Here is a 23,229-nt window from a genome sequence, read left to right as displayed (position 1 = left end):
TTATGGCGCTCCCATAGGTTCAACTTTCGATTTAAATGTCTTGCTATGAGAACTCAGTTTTGTATTTAACTGATGTGCATTTTCGTTTTGTACCTGAACAAATGTTCCCGAATCTATAAAATAGTTATTGGCGGAGTTATCTTTAGATAAAAACAAATAGTAGTTGGCATTTGTACCCATTAATGCACTTGAACAACTATTACGAAGATAATTATGGACTATAACGGAATAGACTTCTGACCCTTTAAATATTTTGCTGATACTAAATTCAGCAATTTGTTGCTCTTTGGTAATCTTTATAAATCGTATTAATTTTGCATATACAACAAGGTCATGTTTATCTAAGTACTTTTCTGGGGTATATATTATATGATCACTAATAGGAAACCTGCATGAAAATACAGGGCTAGAAAAGAAAAAAATAATAAGCAGTAAATTTCTCATATGAGCTCATAATATCCAGCACTACAATAGTGATAACCTGTCTGCTAGATAATAGTGAAGTTGTTAATCAATGATGTCAACAATAGAGTCGTAGTACCTCGCTTATACATTGGTCGAGATGTTGTATATGCCATCCATCAAGAACTTAAAGAGGTTCACCGCTTATACTTTAGTTACCTTCTGTACGTTATTCTCTGACTACTGACGCCATGCAACAATCTTTTGGCACGCTATATGCTTTTTGTTAGGTGAGACGATATTAATGACGGTTTTTTGCCGTTTTACGATGAGGAAATGATTATGTCTACATCACTCACACTTGATCCAATTACGCAGAATGCTGCTATTACTCCCGAAAACGTGACGCCTTACCAAGTAATTACTTTATTACTTGATGGTGCGCTTGAGCGTATTGATCAGGCGATTAATCGTATATCCGATGGTGATATCGATGAAGCGGCTATCATGGTGCAAAAAGCGATAGGTATTGTTGGTGGTTTACGCGATAGCCTTAATCTCGATGAAGGTGGAGATATTGCAGGAAACCTCGATGCATTATATGAATACATTGTAAATCGACTAGAGTCGATAGACAATACAAGTCCTTTGAAAACATTGGAAGAAGTTAAAAATTTATTGCAAGAAATATATACCGGGTGGGATGGTATTGCGACATCAATTACCGAATAGTTTTTTAATCTATTATTTTAAGGCCTGCCAGAAAATCACTTACAGTAATAGATACTAGAGACTATATGAAAACCATGCAGAGAATATGTGTCCAATAACATTAAAGTTTGTCGCTATTTTGCCGTTATCTTAAGTAATGCAATAAATTACTTAGGTTATCAAAATGGTTGTTGTTCCAGAATCGCAAATGATATTGATGCGCAAGCGCCGTGAACTAAAGCAGTTAATCGCAGATCATCGATGGGATGATATTCTAAGAATCGAGCGAGAGCTTTTTTCTGATATATCATTAGCCGTTCAAGACCCTCAGCGCTCTCCTAAAGAGTTACTAGCTGAGTTAAGTGGTGTGATTCGTTTATACAAAGAATTATCTGTTGCTTGTAAGCAATATAGTCAAACACTGGGCTAACTATCTCGATAAACCGAGAGTTAGGCTCATGATTTTGTACCTACAGTCTATCTTCCGGAAATTTCCCTTGTAATCGGTAGGCGAAGGCAATAATTTGCGCTATCGCGATGTAAAGGTTTTCGGGAATTTCATCTCCCAATTCTAATGTCATTAAAAGCTCAAGTAATGGTTTATTTTCACAGAGTGTGACGCCATGTGTTTGAGCGATATCTATAATTTCTTGCGCGGTGTGGCCTTCGCCTTTGGCGGTAATCGTTGGGGTACTCTCGCCATCATAAAACAATGCAACGGCTTGTCGTAAATCATCCTCGCTAATTGCTGAGTCTGCTGATGTGTGTTGGTAATTGGGCATAAGGCGTGATTATTCCTATGTCTTTATGTCAATTAAGTGGTAATCCAATGACATTTCTTGATTGGGTGGCTTACCATTAATGCATAATAATTCGTCAACCTGTAATCCATTGGCGCGTAAAGTGTCACGTAATGTATTTAGTTGCTGTTTAGCTTGCTGACACAACGATAGGGATTCGCTCCACAGTGTTGCAGATACCGTATCTTCAATAATAGTGAGCTGGCTATGTAAGGTATGCGTGGGTATTTTATGGGTATCTGAAATAGCATAGGGTGGCAGGTTTTTTTCAAAAAGCGGCTGCGTCGGTAAATCAAAAGACATAAATACTTGCCAGCGGCGCGTGACTTTTTTTTCTTCCTGCTCACTGGATTCTTTTTGGGCGGTAGAGTGATGCTCTTCTTCTCTAATGCTGATTTGTAATGGCAGCGCATATTCACCCCACCGTAAAGCAATGTCGGTCGTAAAAGGTGGTGCTTTGCTAGTGTAATGCTGGCTCATATCATCCGTTAATGATGCGCCAACACCCAGAGAACGTAACTGATTAAGATGTATCTTTTCTTGCACTCCCTTAATCATTTGCTCGATACCTTTTGCCACGACATCACGTGCTTTTTTGGCTTCTCCTTGTGTCGCTGGCGATACTTTAATACCCAATAATTGCATGAGCGTCGCCAATTGTTGTGTGATGTTGTCTGCACTAGGCTTTGCAGATACCGGCATAGTCGTCGTTTGTTGCACCCATAAACTAATAATCTGATCGAAAGCCGTTTTACTTAATGTGCCATCATTTTTTTGACTTTCTTGCGGAAGAGATTGTAATAATTGGCCAAGAATATTTCTTATGTCATGAGCAATACTTTGCCCTTGCTGTAATGTATTTTCGGCCAGCACACCACTGTGTTGAAGTGCAGCTTTGATTTGGTTCGCAGACTGTAATTGTGAAGGCTGATAGGCATGAGTGTTGAGCTGTTGTAGTACTTGCTGAGTATTGGGAAGCAATAGCGCATGCTGAACGGCTTGTGGCAGATTGCCAATGGCTTTGCCAATAGTTAATAAGGTATGTAATGACTGTTGTTGTGGCAACGCTTGCTTAATGCTCTCAGCAATAATAGGTCTAACACTCGATATTTCCGGTTTAACGACAATATTTCCCTGCTTATTCAGCATTAATTCTACTTGGTCACCAATTTTTAATGCCGTTGAGCTGACCGTTGTTAGCAGTGGCTGCAGCAAAGCAGAAGACGATGTATTAGGTGTGGCAGAAGCTGAGGCGGAACCCGCATTTATCGTAAACGCAGCACTCAGTTTGACAAGGTATAACGGAGTATTTGTTGAGCCTGTTATTGATGTCCCTTGAGTCGGTGCCGCTGAGGATAATTGTGCCGCCACCGTTGGGTTAATTTTCGCGAGTAATTGTTGTGCCGATTTATCGAGAGGCTGGCTACTGCTCACGCGTGCCTGAATAGAACTTTGCTCATTAAGTTGCTTAACCAGTGCGGTTATCTTGTCAGAGGCGCTTGTATTAGCCGTATTATTGACTGGGGAAGTAGAGGTGGCTGCCTGAGTGCTATTCGGTTGTGAAGATGCGGGGGACGCCGTCGTTTTGCTATACGTATTTTTCCCGGCAGCATCTGTCCCTGTATTAACAGGGCTGGGTGACGATGGTTTGGGTGAAATATGTCCGACCACAGTTGTTGAGGTTCCTATTCTTCGTTTTTAGCAATAGAGCTTAAAATATAGCAGGGGATGGAAGCACTCCTTTAAGCATAGCAAGTTCTGTTCATTTCTGTAGAATAACGGCCTTCAATTATGGAACCTCTGATCAGAGATTTCTTATGTTTAGCAAGTCGTCCTACAACGGATAGTTATGCCGAATTCATCTCCACATCGCCCATCAAATGGCTCATTATCGAATAATGCTTATTTGACGCTTTCACAACTACGTTGTCGTCGTGATGATCGTGAGTTGTTTAGCGATATTAATTACACCGTCGACCTTGGTGATATTGTGCAAATAACGGGGCAAAATGGCACAGGTAAAACCACACTGTTACGCGCAATTATGGGCCTGATGCCGGATTATGACGGTGATATTTTATGGCAAGGGAAAAACATTAATGATGTGCGTTACGACTTCACGCAACAGTTGCTGTTTATCGGGCATTTAGCGGGTATTAAAAAAAGCCTAACACCGCGTGAAAACTTATATTTTTTAAGCCATTTACAGGGAGCGGTTGACGCAGAGCGCATTGATTATGCATTGGAGCAGGTAGGTTTGTATGGCTATGAAGATACGTTAGGGCACCAGCTATCAGCAGGCCAATACCGTCGCGTGGCTCTCGCGCGTTTATATATTAGTCAGGCATCAATTTGGGTATTAGATGAACCTTATACTGCGCTTGATAGTGAAGCGGTTGCACGTTTAGAAGCCTTGTTTATTGCTCATGCACAGCAAGGTGGATGCGTTCTTTTTACGAGCCATCAACCTCCATCTATTAAGTCGTTACGTGTTTTACCCTTGGCGGATTATCCTGCAAATTCAAGAAGCGGTGAAAGCAGTGAGTAACGCGTTGAAGCCCGTGTCGGCTCAAGCAGAAACCCCAACATTAACTGCGTCGTTAGGCGGCGCATTGTTCGCGGTATTTCGCCGTGAGCTGCGCATAAGTTTTCGCCAGCAAAGCGATATGCTCAACCCTGTTTTATTCTTCTTAATGGTAGTGACCATGATACCCTTAGGTATTGCTCCGCAGGCCTCTATATTGTCTGCTTTAGCTCCTGGGATACTATGGGTGATTGCTTTACTGGCTTGTTTATTGTCACTCGATGGTTTGTTTCGAAGTGATTATGAGGATGGCACGCTGGAGCAGTGTGTACTCAGTGCTCAACCGCTGTATTTTATTGTGCTCGTGAAAGTACTTGCACATTGGTTAACCACAGGGTTACCGCTTACTCTTGTTGCGCCTTTATTGGGTGTTTTATTGGCACTGCCCAGCGATGGTTTTCTTCCTTTGTGGTTGTCATTACTGCTGGGGACAGCAACGCTCAGTTTTATAGGTGCTATCGGCGCGGCTTTGACGGTGTCTCTGCGCAGGGGCGGATTATTACTTTCATTAATTATTATGCCTTTATACATGCCGGTATTAATTTTCGGTGCAAGTACGGTTCGGTATGCGGTAGATGGTATTAATTACAGTAGTCCATTGGCCGTGTTGGGTGTTTTTTTGGCATTAGCACTGGTGCTAGCGCCTTTAGCTATTACTGGTGCATTACGGATGAGTTTAGAAGAATCATAAGGCTTTTACGCTACGGCTCTTTAGCCCAGAATGTACCACAGGAAATACAACATAAAATATATCGCAGGAGATAAACTTGGATTGGCAGTGGTTTCATCGCTTAGGTTCGCCCCGTTGGTTTTATGAAAAAACCGATCGTTGGATGCCTTGGATATTGGTATGTAGCCTTTTACTATTAGTCGTTGGTACCGTGTGGGGCTTAGGTTTTGCGCCTATTGATAGTAAGCAAGGTAATAGTTATCGAATTATTTATATCCATGTGCCTGCTGCTTTTTTAGCATTGGCAGGTTATTACGTGATGGCTATAGCGGGTGCAGTAGGGCTTATTTGGCAAATGAAGCTGTCGTATCAAGTTATGCGGTCAGCGGCTATTATTGGTGCTGTATTAACGTTTTTATCACTACTAACCGGTGCCTTGTGGGGCAAGCCGACATGGGGTACATGGTGGGTGTGGGATGCGCGCATTACGTCAATGCTGATATTGCTCTTTCTCTATCTGGGTATTATTGCCTTACAAGGGGCTTATCAACGCCAGGCAACCGCCAATAAAGCCTGCGCTATTCTTGCTTTAGTCGGTACAATTAATATCCCTATCATCTATAAATCTGTCGATTGGTGGTTTACCTTGCACCAGCCTGCCACGCTAAAACTCGTCGGTGAGTCGAGTATTGATCCGTCAATGGCTTACCCATTGTTGATCATGATTGCGGGCTTTTACGGCTTATATAGTTGGCTGCTAATGCATTGGACACGACTAGGTATTATTGATACTGAATACAAAACACGTTGGGTACAAGCCATGCTTGCAGCGAGGGCGAAATAGATGCTATTTCAATTCGACTCACTAATGGACTTTTTAACGATGGATGGTCACGGTATTTATGTGTGGCTGAGTTATGCGGTAACAGGTATTGCCTTACTCTTGCTTGCAGTTTCACCCACGATTCAGCAACGCCGGTTTATCATCCAACAAAAACGCCAACAGCGTATAGAAGAGGGTGCTGTCAGACGACAGCAACAGAGCGCACTGGATACGTCGTTAAAAGAAGATACCTCAGAAAACACACGTTAACGCTGCCTCCATATTTTATTAGCTTATTGTTAATACGACTCTTTTAATACGACAGCCTAAGGAATTATTGAGAATTATTATGCACCCTGTCCGTAAACAACGATTGTTCATTGTGCTTTTTATTGTTATTTTTTCCAGCATTGCCATTCTGCTAATGACCTATGCATTGCGAGAAAACATCAACCTTTTTTACCCACCCACTAAAATCGTCGCCGGAGAAGTACCTGCGGGTGCAAAAATTCGTGGGGGCGGCTGTGTCTTAGCGGGTAGTGTCGTTCGATCAACAGAGAGTTTAGAAACGCGCTTTATCTTGACCGACGGTGTTGCTCAGATAGAGGTGACTTACACGGGTATTTTACCCGACTTATTTGCAGAAGGTGAGGCTGCCGTTGTCAATGGCGTGCTTAATGAAGCGGGTGTTTTTGAGGCAACAGAAGTACTCGCTAAGCATGATGAGGCGTATATGCCACCTGAAGTCGCTGAAGCAATGGCGCTTGCTAGTGAAGAAAGTGGTACCGAGCATCAGGCAAGCTGCGAAAAAATATAAACATAGAGTTGAATTAAGAAAGCTCTGAACAAGTCATTTCGGTGAAAACCGGAATCCAATAAACGTTTGTATAATAGGTATACCGATTTACGTTTGGTATAACGAAGGAGCTAAATCCAGAGCTTCTTCAACGAGCTCTACCTAATTGACAAACATCCAGATAAGAAAAAACGTATGTTCCCAGAAGTTGGTCATGTCGCATTAATACTTTCCTTGTGCCTGTATATTTGTTTAGCCGTTATTCCTCTCGTGGGGGTACAGTTAAATAATACGTTGTTAATGAATACCAGTCGTCCTTTGGCATTTGGTGGCTTTACCTTTATTTTTATTAGCTTTTTGTGTTTGGTACAGGCGTTTTTGGTCGATGATTTTAGCGTGGCTTATGTCGCTAATCACTCTACGACACTCTTGCCAGAGATTTATAAAGTGAGTGCAGTCTGGGGAGGCCATGAAGGCTCATTATTATTATGGGTATTGATTTTGGCGGGGTGGACATTTGCCGTGAGTGTGTTTAGCCGTCACTTACCTATCGATATGCTCGCACGGGTATTAGCGGTAATGGGCATGATCGGTATTGGTTTTTTGTTATTTACATTGCTGACATCAAATCCCTTTGAACGTATATTGCCATTTCCGCCAACAGAAGGGTCAGACCTTAATCCTTTATTACAAGATCCCGGGCTTATTATTCATCCACCGATGCTGTACATGGGCTATGTAGGATTTTCTGTGGTGTTTGCCTTTGCAATTGCGGCATTGATGTCAGGTCGTTTAGATAGCGCATGGGCTCGTTGGTCTCGGCCTTGGACAACCGTTGCGTGGTCTTTTCTAACCGCAGGGATTGCCTTAGGCAGTTGGTGGGCATATTACGAGTTAGGGTGGGGAGGCTGGTGGTTTTGGGATCCGGTAGAAAACGCCTCATTTATGCCTTGGTTGGTAGGTACAGCGTTGATTCACTCTTTAGCGGTCACAGAAAAACGTGGCGTCTTTAAAAGTTGGACAATTTTACTCGCTATTTTTGCATTTTCTCTTAGTTTGCTGGGCACGTTTCTTGTTCGCTCAGGTGTTTTAACCTCTGTGCACGCATTTGCCAATGATCCCGAACGCGGCGCGTTTATTTTGGTGTTTCTCTTGCTCGTTGTTGGAGGGTCGTTACTACTTTATGCACTGCGTGCGCCGGCAGTTAAAAGCACAACATCTTTTGATTGGTTATCACGAGAGCTATTCCTTTTAGGGAATAACATCATCTTAGTGGTTATCATGTTAACCGTATTACTGGGAACGCTTTACCCGCTCTTCTCTGATGCCTTAGGCTGGGGTAAATTATCGGTGGGGCCGCCTTATTTTAATGCCTTTTTTGTCCCGCTTATGGGCTTCTTATGCGTACTTATTGGGATTGGCCCTCTCACGTTGTGGAAAAAAACCAACCGAGATAAACTCTTAACAGCGCTCAAACATCCTCTGTTTGGCAGTATCGCTTTAGGCTTATTATTCCCTTTGGTATACGGTGATTCTTATTCTTTCTTTGCTGCGCTAACCGTCTCTTTGGCGCTATGGATTGTATTGACATTAGCCGTCGATATACGCCAAAAAATCCGTAATGCTTCGTCTATTCCGGCGGGCTTATCTCGTCTAACACGTAGCTACTATGGCATGGTAGTCGCACATATCGGTGTAGCGGTAACAGTATTGGGGGCTTGCCTAAACACTATTTACAGCGATCAACAAGATGTAAGAATGGAAGAAGGGGAACGCTTTAGTGCTGGACGTTATGAATATCATTTAGTGGCCATAAAAAATGTGAGAGGCCCTAATTATGATGCACAACAAGGGCAGCTTGATGTTTATAAAGACGGTAAGTTAACTAGCCGCTTGTTGCCTGAAAAACGCCAATATTTTTCGGGTGGTAATATCATGACGGAAGCGGGTATCGACTCCGGTTTTTTTGGTGATATTTATGTAGCGTTAGGTGAATCCTTAGGAGAAACCCCAGAAGGTAAAGCGGTATGGGCCGTCCGTTTACACGACAAGCCTTTTGTTCCTTGGATATGGATCGGTTCAATCTTAATGAGCTTTGGCGGTTTATTAGCGATTAGTGACAAACGTTATCGTTTAAAACGTCAGCCATCTTCTGTATCGGTTAAACAGCCATCAAATGAAATAGAATAAGATGAAAAAACGCCTGCAATTATTTTTACCCTTAGCTATTTTCTTGGTCTTGGTGGGTTTCTTTTGGCGAGGCCTATCACTAGACCCCAATGCTATGCCTTCGGCGCTTATTGATAAATCATTCCCCGTCTTTAGCCTGAAGCGTTTACAAGACGAGCAGCTTATTTACCGTGATAGTTTATTAGGCGAAGTGAATTTGGTTAATGTATGGGCGACATGGTGTGTGGCCTGTAAATACGAACATCCTGTACTTAATCAGCTAGCAGAGCAAGGGATTAATATTGTTGGTATTAACTACAAAGACAATAATCCAGCCGCGCTTAAATGGTTAGATACCTTGGGTAACCCTTACCGCTTTAACATTGTTGACCCTCTAGGAAGTTTAGGGGTAGATCTTGGCGTTTTTGGTGCGCCAGAAACTTATGTGGTCGATAAGCAGGGAATTATTCGTTATAAGCACGTGGGTATTGTTGATCTGCAAGTTTGGACAGAAACGCTACAGCCAATTTATGACCAATATGATCGCCAATAAATAGCACCAAATTTCTGAGTAGGGGTTTTCAAAACACCACTAGGCGTAAAGCTGGAAAGCACAATGAAGGGCGTGGGCAATTGAATAACCAAAAACGATTTATGAATGGTCTAACGATTTTTCTGTGAACACATTAAAAAGTAAACTCAATACTTGCCTTGCTTCTGAAAACTTTTCTGAAGCAGGTATACTCTGTGACCAATTACTGTCTGTAGAGCCAAACAATACTTATCTTCATGCTGTAAAAGGCTGGTGCTTATATCAGCAAGGTGATATTGAATCCGCAGCAACCATTATTGATCAAGCGGTTCAACAGGTACCTTCAAATCTAGATGTCGTCACACTTGCGTTTACATACTATATGCATTCGGTGAATTATGAACAGTTAGTACGTACGGCATATCATTGTATGGCTTTCCATCCTGATGATTCACGTAGTTGGCATCGTTTGGGGACGGCGCATTTTTATCTCGGTGAGTTAACGTCTTCGGTGATTGCTTTTCGTCGATCATTATCAACACGATACACGGCTAAGTCAGATTTTGGTTTAAGCCAGCCTTTATTGTGTCTTGAGCAGTACGAAGAAGGTTTTGCTTGTTATGAAAAGCGCTTTGAAGCCAATCCTTCAATTAATTGGATACAGTCAGAAAAATTACCGATGCCTCAATGGCGAGGAGAATCACTAAAAGACAAACAGTTACTCGTGTGGAGCGAACAAGGCTTAGGCGATACTATTCAATTTGCTCAATTATTGACGTTATTATCTTCTGAATGCGTATTAATTGATGTGATATTACGACCTGAGCATGCCGCTTTATACGGTGTTTTATCCACAGTAAAAGTAATTAACAATATTAGCATTGTTAGAAATAAAACAGTGCAGTTGCATCGACGTTATGATTACCACTCACCGGTTATGAGTCTGCTGGGGGCGATGAAGATTCGGCCAGACACGCCTTTACTGAACCAGCCTTATATGCTGGTGCCTATTTCCCATAGAAAAAAATGGGCGTTACCAAACCTAAGTAAAAAACGTATCGGTATTGTATGGAGCACTTCAATTACAAGTGTTTTACGAAAAAGTGATCCTATGCATACGGCAGAAAAAGAAAAGAAGTCACTTCAACTTCATCAGTTACAACGCATTTTACAACAGAAGAATGCGATATTCTTTCCGTTGCAAATAAATATAAGTGATGAAGAAAAACAGGAACTTTCCGCTTATGATGTGGATTATTCCATTGAGAAAGCAGAAAATTTTTCAGATACGGCGGGTATTATTTCAGCAATGGATATCGTCATCAGTATTGATACCGCCGTTGCACATTTAGCCGGTGCCATGGGAAAGCCAACGATGACCTTATTACATTATGACTGTGATTGGCGTTGGCAACGTAATAGAGAAGAGACCCCTTGGTACTCTACAATGACACTATACCGGCAGACAACACGTAATAATTGGGAACATGCAGTCAGCCACCTCAATAAACAGCTTAGTGATTATTTATCTTAGCGTGTGTGGCACCGGTACTTACAGACTAAATTACAGCCAGTATGACATTTAGTCGTTTCTAAGAACCATCACTGAACAGTGAGCTTTTCGAGAAACTTGATAAGTGGTGCCTCCAAAAAACATACTCTTTAATGTGCCGCGACCTTGAGAGCCCATAATAATTAAGTTGGAGCGTTTCCCTTTTGCTGTAGTAATAATAACGTTGCTAGGGTTACCCTTAAGGATTTCAGTGTCAATAACAGCTTTCTTTTTGGCGGCTTCGTCTTCAAATATTTTTTTGAATCGAGTCATCTCCACTAGCGCTGACTTTGCCATCATTCTATCGACTTCATTGTCAGGTGAATCGGGTAAAGCGCTTTTTTCTGAGCCTTCATAAACACTTAATAGTGTAATAGAGTCTGCTTTATCACCAAAATATTCTAAAGCCGTAGACATTGCTATTTCTGAGCTAGCAGAAAAATCGACAGGTACGAGTATGTGTTTTATGGATTCGGTCATATTTCCCCCAATGAATAACGATTAACCACATTATAAATGTAGCTCAAATCAGTTAAGCGTCAAGCCTGAAATAAGTAAAAAATTGACAAAAACTATTGTAACGCAGCAGAAAGAAGAGTTTTTGTATAGGGGTGAGAAGGGGTGTTTAAGACGGTATCTGCATCCCCTTGCTCTACAATTTTACCGTTTTTAATAACAATAATTTGATGGCTAAGGGCCTTAACGACACTAATGTCATGACTAATAAATACGTAACTCAGTTTGCGTGTTTTTTGTAATTTACGCAGTAATTCAATCACCTGCATTTGTACGGTTCGATCTAACGCTGATGTGGGTTCATCTAAAAAGAGTAGACGAGGGTTTACAATTAATGCCCGGGCAATAGAGATTCGCTGGCGCTGACCTCCGGAAAATTCATGGGGATAGCGGTGTCTCATCTCAGGTTCTAGGCCAACTTCCTGCATAATGGCTATCACCGCTTGATCAATCTGAGACTCATCCATATTGCGTTGAAGATGCAAGCCTTCACTGATGATTTGCTGCACACTCATTCGTGGGCTAAGGCTAGAAAACGGATCTTGAAACACAATCTGCATTTCACAACGGTAAGGTTTAAACGCTTTTTCGCTTAATGATGAAATATTTATATCATTATAATTAATGCTACCTTCGGACTGTACTAAACGCAGTACAGCCAGTGCTAAGGTTGATTTTCCTGAACCGCTTTCGCCTAATACACCGAGTGTTGCGCCTTCATATAGTTCAATATCAACGTGATTTAGTGCATGAAAAAAGTTTTTGCATCGACCAAATAATGGTTTAGATAGTGGAAAGGAAACCTGTAAATCCCTCGTGCACAGTAAAGGTGAAGATGTGTCATTATCTTCAAGCTGTACAGGCTGCCCACTAGGCTCACTATTAATAAGCTGCTTTGTATAGTCATGCTCTGGGTGATTAAGAATATGTAGCGTATTACCTTGCTCAACAATTTCGCCTTGTTTCATTACATAAACATGGTCGGCCATATACTTTACGACACCGAGGTCATGCGTAATTAATAGCAAACCCATTTCATATTTTTTTTGTAGCTGTTTGAGAAGGTCTAAAATATCCTTTTGTACGGTGACATCAAGCGCAGTTGTCGGCTCATCGGCAATCAGTAATTGTGGACGGTTGGCCAATGCCATTGCAATCATGACACGTTGCCGTTGCCCACCCGATAATTCATGAGGGTAGGCGTTCATTTTTGATTCCGGGTTAGGTATTTTGACTTGTTTTAGTAGTGTAATGACTTGTTCATGTAATATTTTTTTACTGAGTTTTACTAATACTTGTTGTTTATCGTTAACCTGATGAACGTGCAACACTTCGCTAATTTGTTGCTCAACGGTGTGTAGTGGGTTAAGTGCACTCATGGGCTCTTGAAAGATCATACCAATGCGGTTACCACGAATATGTGTCATCTTTGTGAGTGGCAAGCTTAGTAAATCACATTGATCAAAGACGATGTTTCCCGAAGGATGAAACGCACAGGGGTAGGGTAGTAGGCGCATAATTGCATGGGCAGTCAGAGACTTTCCAGAGCCTGATTCACCAACTAATGCAACAGTTTGATGATGACGAACCTGTAAATCGACAGATTTAACAATGTGAGTATCGACAGCTCCTTGGCGAAAAGAGATCGACAGATCTTGTATATTGAGTAGCGTATTCATTATGTTAAACATTATTGTGAGAGTAGACGAGGGTCAAAAGCATCACGCACGCCCTCACCGATAAATACTAATAGTGTGAGCATGCTAGATAATACGAGAAATGCGGTAATAGAGAGCCAAGGTGCATGCAAGTTTCCCTTTCCTTGAGACATAAGCTCGCCGAGTGATGCTGAACCAGCAGGTAAGCCAAAACCTAAAAAATCGAGGGATGTCAGTGTGGTAATGGCGCCCGTTAAAATAAACGGTAGCATTGTCATGGTAGCAACCATGGCATTAGGTAGAATATGGCGATACATAATCGTTCGATGATTAACGCCTAGCGCTTTAGCGGCTCGAACATAGTCGAGATTACGACCACGAAGAAACTCGGCACGTACAACATCCACAAGCCCTGTCCAGCTAAATAACAGCATGACGGCAAGTAACCACCAAAAGTTTGGTGTGATAATACTGGCTAAAATAATTAATACAAATAGCTGCGGTAAACCACCCCATATTTCCAATAATCGCTGACCATATAAATCAATATTGCCACCGTAGTAGCCCTGTATGGCTCCGACAGCAACCCCAATGATACTGCTGCCTATCGTTAACGCCAAAGCAAATAAAATTGAGATACGAAAGCCATAGAGCACGCGTGCAAATACATCTCGAGCCTGATCGTCGGTGCCTAGCAAATTATCGGATGTGGGGGGAGAGGGCGCTGGTTGAGGTAAATCGGCAATATGAGTATCGAAACTAAAACGTACCGGAGGCCAAATTAACCAACCTTTCGCTTCAATAAGCTCTACGATGTAAGGATCGCTGTAATCAGCCTCCGTATCAAAGTCACCATCAAACGTTGTTTCTGTGTAATCAATAACAACCGGGAAATATATGCCGCCATCATAACTAACAAATAGTGGTTTATTGTTAGCAATAAATTCTGCAAAGAGACTAATGATAAAGACAACTAAAAAAATCCACAGACTCCACGCTGCTCGTTTATTTTGAAAAAAAGTATCAATGCGTCGTTGGTTAATCGGTGATCTTTGTTGGCGGGAAAAAAACATTAGACTTGCCTATTTTCAAAATCAATACGTGGGTCTATCACCACGTAGAGTAAATCAGATACCAGTTTAATGACTAGTCCGCATAAGGTGAAAATAAACAAAGTTCCAAAAATTACAGGGTAATTGCGATTGAGTACGGATTCAAAGCCTAGTAAACCTAAACCATCAAGAGAAAAAATCACTTCAATCAATAATGAGCCAGTGACAAAAATGCCAAAGAAAGCGGCAGGGAAACCGGAGATAATAATGAGCATGGCATTACGGAACACATGCTTGTATAACACCTGTTTTTCGGTAAGGCCTTTGGCTTTGGCGGTGGTAACATATTGTTTGTTGATTTCGTCTAAAAATGAATTTTTAGTCAGTAAAGTGAGTGTCGCAAAGCCACCAATGGTATAAGCCGTTAAAGGCAAGGCCAGATGCCAAAAATAGTCTTTTATTTGCTCAAACCATGTGAGTTCATCAAAATTAGAGGAGGTTAGCCCTCGCAATGGAAACCAATCAAAAAAGCTGCCACCTGCAAACAGTACAATCAACAATAAACCCAATAAAAAACTCGGTATAGCACTAGCAACGACAACAACAAAGCTCGTCCAGACATCAAAGCGACTACCATGCGAAACCGCCTTATAAATACCCATCGGAATAGAAATAAGATAAATGAGTAATGTGCTCCATAAACCCAAAGAAATGGTGACGGGCATTTTTTCTAATATTAAATCAGTGACTGATTTGTTATGAAAAAAACTCTCCCCAAAGTCAAAAGTGGCATAGCTAATAACCATGTCAAAAAAACGTTCGTAGGCGGGTTTATCAAAACCGTAAAGTTTTTCGATATCAGCAATGATTTCGGGCGGCAAGCCTTGTGCGCCCCGATAATCAGATGGGCTACTATTGTTATGACTTGGGTTACTTTCAAAACTGCCACTACTACCACTTGTACGATCAGTATTGCTCGTATTGTGCCCCTGAATAGTTGCAATCATTTGCTCAACAGGGCCACCGGGTGCGGCTTGTATGATTAAAAAGTTAAGCAATAAAATGCCGAATAGGGTAGGTACAATTAATAATAAGCGACGAAGTATGTAAGCGCCCATATCTTATACTCTATTTAGCGGCTGGTTTTTCAGCATCATGCCACCAGGTATGAATACCTGTCGTGTAGTAACGATCGTAAGCTGGTGGTACCTCTGGAATACCAAATTTATTCCAATACACTAAACGATTACTATCATTGAACCATTGGGGGATAACATAGTGATGATGCAGTAATACACGATCTAAGGCGCGAGTGATGGTAACAAGAGACGCTCTGTCTTTTGCGTTGATTAATTGCTTAACAAGAGCATCGACGACAGGATTTTTAATGCCGATTAGATTGCCACTGCCTTCTATGTCGGCTGCTTCTGAACCCCATAAATTATTTTGTTCATTACCCGGAGATTCGCTTTGTGCAAAAACCTGCACGAGCATATCAAAATCGAAGCTTCGACTTCGATTGATGTATTGAGAGGTATCGACTAAACGAATGCTAGCAGTAATCCCTAAGCGCGATAAATTTTTAATCAATGGATTGATAATTCGCTCGAAGCTCGGAGAGACCAATAAAATTTCAAAGGTAATGGCTTCACCATTACGATTATATAACTGATTATCTTTAACCGAATAGCCCGCAGCATCTAAGATTTTTTTAGCGGTTCTTAACCCTTTGCGGTTACGCCCGCTACCGTCGGTAACAGGTAGGGTATAAGGCGTTGTAAATATCGATTCAGGTAGCTGATCTTTGAAAGGCAAAAGTAAAGCCAATTCATCCCCCTTGGGTAAAGCGCTAGATGCGAGCTCACTATTAGAAAAATAACTAGTAGAACGTTGATAGGCTCCATAAAATAATGTTTGATTAGACCATTCAAAATCAAAAGCGTAAGCCATTGCTTTACGTAATTCTATATCTTTAAAAATAGACTTTCGCGTATTAAAAACAAACGCTTGCATACCGCTATTGGCGCGATGATGCACTTCTTTTTTCACTAAACGTTGCTCTTTTATGGCGGGAATATCATAAGCCGTTGCCCAAAACTTTGAGCTGTTTTCCCAGCGATAATCATATTCATTGGCTTTAAGGGCTTCAATAGCGACATTGGCATCTCGGTAATAATCCACGCTGATCTCATCAAAATTATATAGTCCATTGTTTACCGGTAAATCTTTGGCCCAATAATTTTCTTGTCGTGAATACGTGATGTTTCTTCCTGCGTCAATATTCTTTACGGTATAGGGGCCACTGCCTAAAGGTGTCGTTAGCGCAGCTTCATCAAAGTTTTTATCTTTCCAAAAGTGCTGAGGCAGTACGGGAAGTTGCCCTGCAATCAAAGGCAGTTCTTTATTGTGACTATTTTTAAAGGTGAACTTAACGGATTGAGCATTGATCGCGGTGACACTTTCGATATCAGCATAATAAAATTTATAACGAGGGCTACCTTGGCTAATTAAGAGATTAAAAGTGAACTCAACATCACCTGCGGTTACTGGCTGACCATCATTAAAGCGAGCATTGGGATGTAAATGAAAAATCGCCCAACTACGATCTTTAGGGTACTCAATCGATTGGGCAAGTAAACCATATTGAGTGAAAGGTTCATCCGCAGCACTCACCATAAGCGTATCGTAAAGTAACCCTAAATGATCAGCGGGATTACCTTTTGCAATAAAGCCGTTCAGGCTATCAAATGTGCCTGTGCCATATAATCGTAGCTTTCCTCCTTTTTTGGCTTTAGGAGAGGTATATTCAAAACGTAAAAAATCAGCAGGATATTTAGCGTTACCGTGCATAGCAATAGCATGGCTTTTTATCGTATCGATGTTGCCCGAATTTTCTGGATTTGAATTAGAGGCTGCCGCTAAAGGAAGTCGTAGGATAAAAACACTTAGTAAGAAAATGGCTAAAAGAAAGTGATAAAAAAATCGGTGATAATGTGGTGCCAGAATCCTAAATGTCACAATGTTGCCTTATTGAGTTATGTTTTTATAAGTAGACCTAGAGTAAGAATCTTCGGGCGCGTCGTCAATAGCTTTCAAGGTCAAATCCCCATTCATTTACAACGCTCGATACAACTGTAGTGGCAATTATAAGCAATGAGTTTGATGTGCTAATCATGAGACGCTATAAAGAGAACGATTTAAGTTGGAGACTGGCTGGAGATAATATGGCGTACCACCCCCGTGTATCCCAGTCACCGAGCACCACTCTTAGGGCGGATTGATTATCAAAGCTCATGTGATGGGTATCTGGCCGGTGGGTATGGCCATGAATAAAATGATTGACCTGATGTTCCTTCATGGCATTAACCACTTCAGCAGGTGTGACATCTAAAATATCATTGGCTTTCAAGCTGGTCATTTCTTGGCTTGTTTTACGTAAGGATTGGGCATATTCGCGTCGTTCTGCCAGCGATAACGATAAGACTTTTTGTTGCCACTCAGGTTGACGTGTCATTTGCCGAAAAGCCATGTAATCACTGTCTTTTGTGCAAAGGCTATCGCCATGCATTAGCAGATAAGGTGTATCAGTGTAGGTAATCACCGTTGGGTCAGAGAGTAGGGTAAGGTTAGCCTCTTTGGCAAAGCGCTCGCCTAGTAAGAAATCACGATTGCCGTGCATCAAAAAAACCGGCGTATCCTGTGAATACTGGTGTAATCGTTGAATAACCTCTTGGTACATAGGGGTGTCGTCGTCATCCCCTAGCCATGCTTCAAAAAAATCTCCTAGTATATAGAGTGCTTCGATGCCTTGTGCTTGATGTGACAAAAATCGATAAAAAGCCTGAGTAATATCGGGTCTAGAAGGGTGTAGATGAAGGTCTGAAATAAATAATATGCTCATATAAGAGCCGCTTGATGAGTGAGTACGTGAAATGTTAAAGCCAGTAGCGCGAAAGATAAGTGTCGCTCCGCATGACAGAGCGACATTTTATGTAAAAAGTTACGAATTGTTCTCTTCTTTACTATTAACGGTAACGGTATTAATAATAACAGACTCAACGGGTACATCTTGGTGCATACCGCTAGCGCTTGTTTTTACCGCTTTTATTTTATCGACAACATCCGTACCTTCTACCACTTTACCAAATACACAGTAGCCCCAGCCTTGGGTATTTTTAGCCGTATGGTTAAGAAAATCATTATTTTTAACATTAATGAAAAACTGCGAACTCGCGCTATCAGGATCCATTGTTCTTGCCATTGCCAGTGTATACACATCATTTTTTAGGCCATTATCCGCTTCGTTAGCGATCGGCGCTCGGGTTTCCTTTTGATTCATCTCATCATCGAAGCCGCCACCTTGGATCATAAAGTCATTAATTACACGGTGAAAAACCGTGCCTTCATAAAAACCATCTTCCGCGTATTGTTGAAAATTGGCAGCAGAAAGGGGGGCGTTATCAAAATCTAGCTCGATGGTGATATCACCAAAATTTGTGTGTAAGGTAATCATTAATTGATCCTGTTTCCTATAAGTGATGATTAATGGTGTATTCGTTATGATACTTTAACGGTGCTCATTGTACTCTTGTTAATCTAGGTATCATAAAAGTGATGAGTCTTGATCTTAATAATTGAGAGCCAAATCACCTTTCGTGTATATGCCTTACATGGCCTCATCTGTGAATTGATGCTTTTTCATACATTATGGTATGTGAGCCTTAGTAGGGTAACGCTTGAGTGGTTGGCATAAGCCGGCAATTCAAGAAAATAAATAGATTTTAGCCATCATTTTTGTATGTGAGAAGCTAAAGAGGCCGCTATAATACGCGCTTTGTTATTTTTCTTCTACTTCAAAACTTCCGGATATTTTATGACCGCCGATAGCCCCGCTTCGACACCGACATCCTCTTCTTCTGCGATAACTCATCAACCCAAGAATGACGATTCGGCAGATCGTCCACTCAATTTTTTAGAGCAAATTATTCAAAAGAATTTGGAAGATAAGCATATCGATCGGTTAGTGACTCGTTTTCCACCGGAACCGAACGGGTATTTACACATTGGCCATGCTAAATCTATTTGTCTTAATTTTGGCCTAGCCGAAAAATTTGGTGGCGCTTGTCATTTACGATTTGATGATACTAACCCAGCAAAAGAAGACCAAGAATATATCGACGCTATTATAGAAGATGTGAAATGGTTAGGTTATCAGTGGGAAGGGGATATTCGCTTTGCTTCGGCTTATTTTGAGCAATTTTACCAATGGGCTGTTGACCTTATTAAGCAAAGTAAAGCTTACGTTTGTCATTTAACGGCTGAAGAGGCACGAGAATATCGAGGTACGCTGACAGAACCAGGGAAGAATAGTCCTTATCGTGAGCGTACCGTTGAAGAAAATCTTGATGAATTTACCAAGATGCGTGCTGGCGATTATGAAGAAGGCCAGTGTGTGTTGCGCGCAAAAATTGATATGAGCAGCCCTAATATTAATATGCGTGACCCTATAATGTACCGAATACGCAAGCAATCTCATCACCAAACCGGCGACACGTGGTGTATTTATCCCAACTATGATTTTGCACATGGTCAGGAAGATGCCATTGAGGGGGTTACGCATTCAATTTGTACATTAGAATTTGCTGATCACCGACCGCTTTATGAGTGGTTCACGACGCATTTACCGGTTCCTCATTCGCCTAAACAATACGAATTTGGGCGCTTAAACCTCAATTATACGGTGACATCAAAGCGCAAACTTAAACAATTGGTTGATGAAAAGTTTGTTGATGGCTGGGATGATCCACGTATGCCGACCATTGCAGGCTTACGTCGCCGTGGCGTTAATGCAGCGGCGATACGTAAATTTTGTGAGATGATTGGTGTTACAAAATCTGATGGGATAGTGGATGTTGCTATGCTAGAACATGCGATTCGTGATGATTTAGATAAAAATGCGCCGCGCGCTATGTGTGTATTACAACCCTTAAAAGTCGTACTCACCAATTACCCTGAGGATAAAACAGAACAAATGACTGCTCCGGGACATCCGAACCGCGATGATCTTGGTGAACGACAATTGCCATTTAGCCGAGAAATTTATATTGACCAAGAAGATTTTCGAGAAGAAGCTAATAAGCGTTACAAACGCCTAGTTATTGCTAAACGTGTTCGCTTACGTAATGCCTATGTCATAGAAGCGGATATTTGTATAAAAGATGAGCAAGGCAATATCATAGAAGTACATGCCCGCATTATCGAAGGAACACTAGGGCAAAACCCAGACGATGGCATTAAGCCCAAAGGTGTTATTCAATGGGTAGATGCCAAACAGCATGTAAGCTTTGATGTCGCGCTTTATGACCGCCTCTTTACCGATGAAGCACCCGATGCGGGCGATAAGTCGTTTGTTGAGTGCATCAACCCAAATAGCAAGGTCGTTAAGCAGGGCTGTATCGGTGAGCTAGGTTTAAGCAAGACAAATCTAGGGCAGACCTACCAATTTGAGCGAGAGGGTTATTTTTGTCGAGATAGTAAAGCAGAAAAGCTAACATTTAACCGAACTATTGGTTTACGCGACACCTTTGTCGGCTAGCCTTATTACATTATTATTTTCAAACTACGATATTCTATATTTCAAATATTATTATTAATCAAACACTTAAAAGAAAAATATAAAGTAACTTATATGACACTATCACTCTTCAATACTCTCGAGCGCCAAAAAGTCCCTTTTATTCCAATAGAGCCTGGCAAAGTACGCCTCTACGTATGCGGTATGACGGTATACGATTATTGCCATATTGGACATGCTAGAGTTTTAGTATCGTTTGATGTGATTGTGCGTTTTTTACGCTCGCAAGGCTGGGATGTTGAGTATGTACGCAACATTACTGACGTCGACGATAAGATTATTCTTCGTGCAGAGGAAAATGGTGAGGACAGCGCAACACTCGCCCAACGTTTTATTGAAGCAATGCACGAAGATGAGCGCTTACTGAATGTACTTCCCCCTGACCAAGAGCCTCGTGCCACAGAACATATGGGGAACATTATTGCGATGGTGGAAACCTTAATTGCAAAAGGCTATGCCTACGTTGCTTCTAATAATGATGTCTACTACCGCGTCGATCGTTTCGAAGGTTACGGAAAGCTATCTGGTAAAAAACCTGATGAACTGTTAGCTGGTGCCCGCGTTGAAGTTGGCGATATCAAAGAAGACTCGCGTGACTTTGCCCTATGGAAATCCGTGCCAGATGGGGATGATAGCGTATCGTGGACATCTCCTTGGGGTGAGGGGCGACCGGGCTGGCATATCGAGTGTTCAGCAATGAGTAAATCTTGCTTGGGAAATACATTTGACATCCATGGTGGAGGCCCAGATTTACCGTTCCCGCACCATGAAAACGAGATTGCTCAGAGCGAAGCAGCTAATGGTTGTCAGTTCGTTAATTACTGGATGCATGCCGGTGCTGTTAGAGTCGATGGCGAAAAAATGTCTAAATCTCTCGGCAACTTTTTTACTATTCGCGATGTACTAAAAAAGTATCATCCAGAAGTTATTCGTTACCTGATCGTTAACAGCCACTATCGCAGTAGTATTAACTATTCAGAAGATAATCTCATTGAGGCAAAGGCAGGGTTAGATCGCTTTTATCAAACATTAAGACACTATAGCGATGTAGATGCCGCTGACTTATCGACGCTTGTCGGTAGTACTTATTATCAACATTTTACAACAGCAATGAATGATGACTTCAATACACGTATTGCGTTGTCGGGTATGTATGACTTAGTTAAAGTGATTAATACCACCGCATCAGAAAACGGAAAAGCATCGGCTAGTACACTAGTTGCCGAGCTTAAAGCAATGGCTAACATTCTCGGTATTTTACAAGCTGAACCTAATCACTTTTTACAATCCGGGGAATCAAAAGACATTATCGGCTTATCCGTAGATGTTATTGAAACCTTAATTACTCAACGTATTCAAGCCAAAAAAGACAAGCAATATCAACGTGCTGATGAAATTCGTCAACAATTAGATGAACAGGGCATTTTATTAGAGGATTCCCCAGAGGGAACATCATGGCGAAAAAAATAACGTCGATAACTAAAAGGTTTTGAGATTTTTTTGAACATGTTCACTATTGATTCCATTCAGCATAGATTTGAAAACATTCGTTCTAATAAAACATTTGAACTGTTTGTCGTGGCGATCATTATTTTTTCAGCCGTCATGATCGGTGCCAAAACTTATGATGTGCCACCGACAGTAACCAAAGCCGTTGTTTGGTTAGATTGGTTTATCACGTTATTTTTTATGATCGAGATTACCATACGTTTTTTAGGTGAGAAACGTAAGCGGAATTTCTTTAAGAGCGGTTGGAATATTTTTGATACCGTGATTGTCACGGTGAGCCTTATCCCAATCGAAGATAGTGAGCTTGCCGTCGTCGGTCGCTTAATTCGTATATTTCGCGTTCTTCGAATGGTCTCCATTATCCCCGAATTGCGGATGTTACTTAATTCATTGCTTAAAGCGCTGCCTCGACTGGGTTATGTTGCGCTACTCATGTTCATCATTTTTTACATCTATGCCGCTATCGGCGCAACTTTTTTTAAAACCATTAACCCTGTTTTGTGGGGCGACATTAGTGTTAGCTTATTAACATTGTTTAGAGTTATGACATTCGAAGACTGGACGGATGTAATGTACGAAACAATGACGGTTTATGGATATAGTTGGATTTTTTATATCACCTTTATCTTTTTTACCGCTTTCGCATTTCTTAATATGATTATCGGTATTGTTGTTAATGTGCTGGAAGAAGAACAAAAAGAGCAGAGTCGCATCGACGGGGATATTAGCCTAGAAGATGTGCATGAAGAGTTAAAAGCGGTAAGAGCACTACTTGAAAAGCAAGACCAAGCAACTAACCGAACTAGGTCAAGCTTGTAATG

Annotated in this window: 22 protein-coding genes; 13 read left to right on the top strand and 9 right to left on the bottom strand. The window is 41.4% G+C overall.

Annotated features, from left to right (window positions below; genetic code table 11):
• Positions 1-744 precede the first annotated feature (744 nt).
• On the top strand, positions 745-1,134 hold the full coding sequence (gene fliS / locus ACZ5O6_RS06160; RefSeq protein WP_447090953.1) for a flagellar export chaperone FliS: 390 nt from the start codon (positions 745-747) through the stop codon (positions 1,132-1,134).
• 163 nt (positions 1,135-1,297) lie between these two features.
• Entirely contained in the window at positions 1,298-1,543 is a 246-nt protein-coding gene (locus ACZ5O6_RS06155; RefSeq protein WP_447090952.1) for a hypothetical protein, read from the top strand.
• 40 nt (positions 1,544-1,583) lie between these two features.
• Here ACZ5O6_RS06155 and ACZ5O6_RS06150 read toward each other — a convergent pair whose 3' ends face one another.
• Both ACZ5O6_RS06150 and ACZ5O6_RS06145 read right to left on the bottom strand, forming a co-directional pair.
• A complete protein-coding gene (locus ACZ5O6_RS06150) occupies positions 1,584-1,895 on the bottom strand; it encodes an EscU/YscU/HrcU family type III secretion system export apparatus switch protein (RefSeq protein ID WP_447090951.1) in 312 nt (103 codons plus the stop codon).
• 15 nt (positions 1,896-1,910) lie between these two features.
• Positions 1,911-3,584, bottom strand: coding sequence for a hypothetical protein (locus ACZ5O6_RS06145; RefSeq protein WP_447090950.1), 1,674 nt, complete (start codon positions 3,582-3,584; stop codon positions 1,911-1,913).
• Between the two features lie 178 nt (positions 3,585-3,762).
• On the opposite strand from ACZ5O6_RS06145, the gene ccmA reads away from it, so the two are divergent.
• From ccmA to ACZ5O6_RS06105, 8 genes are all read left to right on the top strand, one after another.
• Positions 3,763-4,461 carry a cytochrome c biogenesis heme-transporting ATPase CcmA gene (gene ccmA, locus ACZ5O6_RS06140; RefSeq protein ID WP_447090949.1) on the top strand — a complete coding sequence of 233 codons (699 nt, stop codon included), beginning with the start codon at positions 3,763-3,765 and terminating at the stop codon, positions 4,459-4,461.
• Entirely contained in the window at positions 4,454-5,188 is a 735-nt protein-coding gene (gene ccmB, locus ACZ5O6_RS06135) for a heme exporter protein CcmB (RefSeq protein WP_447090948.1), read from the top strand. The genes ccmA and ccmB overlap by 8 nt, the downstream gene beginning before the upstream one ends.
• 76 nt (positions 5,189-5,264) lie before the next feature.
• Positions 5,265-6,011, top strand: a complete 747-nt coding sequence (locus ACZ5O6_RS06130) for a heme ABC transporter permease (protein ID WP_447090947.1) — start codon at positions 5,265-5,267, stop codon at positions 6,009-6,011.
• On the top strand, positions 6,012-6,260 hold the full coding sequence (gene ccmD, locus ACZ5O6_RS06125; RefSeq protein WP_447090946.1) for a heme exporter protein CcmD: 249 nt from the start codon (positions 6,012-6,014) through the stop codon (positions 6,258-6,260).
• A 79-nt stretch (positions 6,261-6,339) separates the two neighbouring features.
• Positions 6,340-6,807 carry a cytochrome c maturation protein CcmE gene (gene ccmE, locus ACZ5O6_RS06120; RefSeq protein ID WP_447090945.1) on the top strand — a complete coding sequence of 156 codons (468 nt, stop codon included), beginning with the start codon at positions 6,340-6,342 and terminating at the stop codon, positions 6,805-6,807.
• Positions 6,808-6,981: 174 nt separating this feature from the next.
• The gene (locus tag ACZ5O6_RS06115) at positions 6,982-8,976 is read left to right on the top strand and encodes a heme lyase CcmF/NrfE family subunit (protein ID WP_447090944.1); all 1,995 of its coding nucleotides are present in this window, start codon (positions 6,982-6,984) and stop codon (positions 8,974-8,976) included.
• 1 nt (position 8,977) lies between these two features.
• Positions 8,978-9,508, top strand: coding sequence for a DsbE family thiol:disulfide interchange protein (locus ACZ5O6_RS06110; RefSeq protein ID WP_447090943.1), 531 nt, complete (start codon positions 8,978-8,980; stop codon positions 9,506-9,508).
• A 124-nt stretch (positions 9,509-9,632) separates the two neighbouring features.
• Positions 9,633-11,021, top strand: a complete 1,389-nt coding sequence (locus ACZ5O6_RS06105) for a glycosyltransferase family 9 protein (RefSeq protein WP_447090942.1) — start codon at positions 9,633-9,635, stop codon at positions 11,019-11,021.
• 48 nt (positions 11,022-11,069) lie between these two features.
• On the opposite strand, the gene ACZ5O6_RS06100 is transcribed toward ACZ5O6_RS06105, so the two are convergent.
• The 7 genes from ACZ5O6_RS06100 to ACZ5O6_RS06070 all read right to left on the bottom strand — a co-directional run bounded on the left by ACZ5O6_RS06100 (position 11,070) and on the right by ACZ5O6_RS06070 (position 18,778).
• The gene (locus ACZ5O6_RS06100) at positions 11,070-11,519 is read right to left on the bottom strand and encodes a universal stress protein (protein ID WP_447090941.1); all 450 of its coding nucleotides are present in this window, start codon (positions 11,517-11,519) and stop codon (positions 11,070-11,072) included.
• 92 nt (positions 11,520-11,611) lie between these two features.
• A complete protein-coding gene (locus ACZ5O6_RS06095) occupies positions 11,612-13,234 on the bottom strand; it encodes an ABC transporter ATP-binding protein (protein ID WP_447090940.1) in 1,623 nt (540 codons plus the stop codon).
• 11 nt (positions 13,235-13,245) lie between these two features.
• Positions 13,246-14,286, bottom strand: a complete 1,041-nt coding sequence (locus tag ACZ5O6_RS06090; protein WP_447090939.1) for an ABC transporter permease — start codon at positions 14,284-14,286, stop codon at positions 13,246-13,248.
• A complete protein-coding gene (locus ACZ5O6_RS06085; RefSeq protein ID WP_447090938.1) occupies positions 14,286-15,383 on the bottom strand; it encodes a microcin C ABC transporter permease YejB in 1,098 nt (365 codons plus the stop codon). The genes ACZ5O6_RS06090 and ACZ5O6_RS06085 overlap by 1 nt, the downstream gene beginning before the upstream one ends.
• A 10-nt stretch (positions 15,384-15,393) precedes the next feature.
• Entirely contained in the window at positions 15,394-17,283 is a 1,890-nt protein-coding gene (locus ACZ5O6_RS06080) for an extracellular solute-binding protein (RefSeq protein ID WP_447090937.1), read from the bottom strand.
• Positions 17,284-17,446: 163 nt separating this feature from the next.
• Positions 17,447-18,166, bottom strand: a complete 720-nt coding sequence (locus tag ACZ5O6_RS06075; protein WP_447090936.1) for a UDP-2,3-diacylglucosamine diphosphatase — start codon at positions 18,164-18,166, stop codon at positions 17,447-17,449.
• Positions 18,167-18,265: 99 nt separating this feature from the next.
• Positions 18,266-18,778, bottom strand: coding sequence for a peptidylprolyl isomerase (locus tag ACZ5O6_RS06070; protein WP_447090935.1), 513 nt, complete (start codon positions 18,776-18,778; stop codon positions 18,266-18,268).
• 360 nt (positions 18,779-19,138) lie between these two features.
• Here ACZ5O6_RS06070 and ACZ5O6_RS06065 point away from each other — a divergent pair, with 360 nt between their 5' ends.
• The 3 genes from ACZ5O6_RS06065 (at position 19,139) to ACZ5O6_RS06055 (ending at position 23,227) form a co-directional block, all read left to right on the top strand.
• Positions 19,139-20,860, top strand: coding sequence for a glutamine--tRNA ligase/YqeY domain fusion protein (locus ACZ5O6_RS06065; RefSeq protein ID WP_447090934.1), 1,722 nt, complete (start codon positions 19,139-19,141; stop codon positions 20,858-20,860).
• Positions 20,861-20,953: 93 nt separating this feature from the next.
• Entirely contained in the window at positions 20,954-22,369 is a 1,416-nt protein-coding gene (gene cysS / locus ACZ5O6_RS06060) for a cysteine--tRNA ligase (RefSeq protein ID WP_447090933.1), read from the top strand.
• Between the two features lie 36 nt (positions 22,370-22,405).
• On the top strand, positions 22,406-23,227 hold the full coding sequence (locus ACZ5O6_RS06055; protein ID WP_447090932.1) for an ion transporter: 822 nt from the start codon (positions 22,406-22,408) through the stop codon (positions 23,225-23,227).
• Positions 23,228-23,229 lie beyond the last annotated feature (2 nt).

The sequence above is a fragment of the Eionea flava genome (assembly GCF_055393785.1).
The sequence above is the reverse complement of the archived record's forward strand: the minus strand, read 5'-3'. Positions and strand labels throughout refer to the sequence as shown.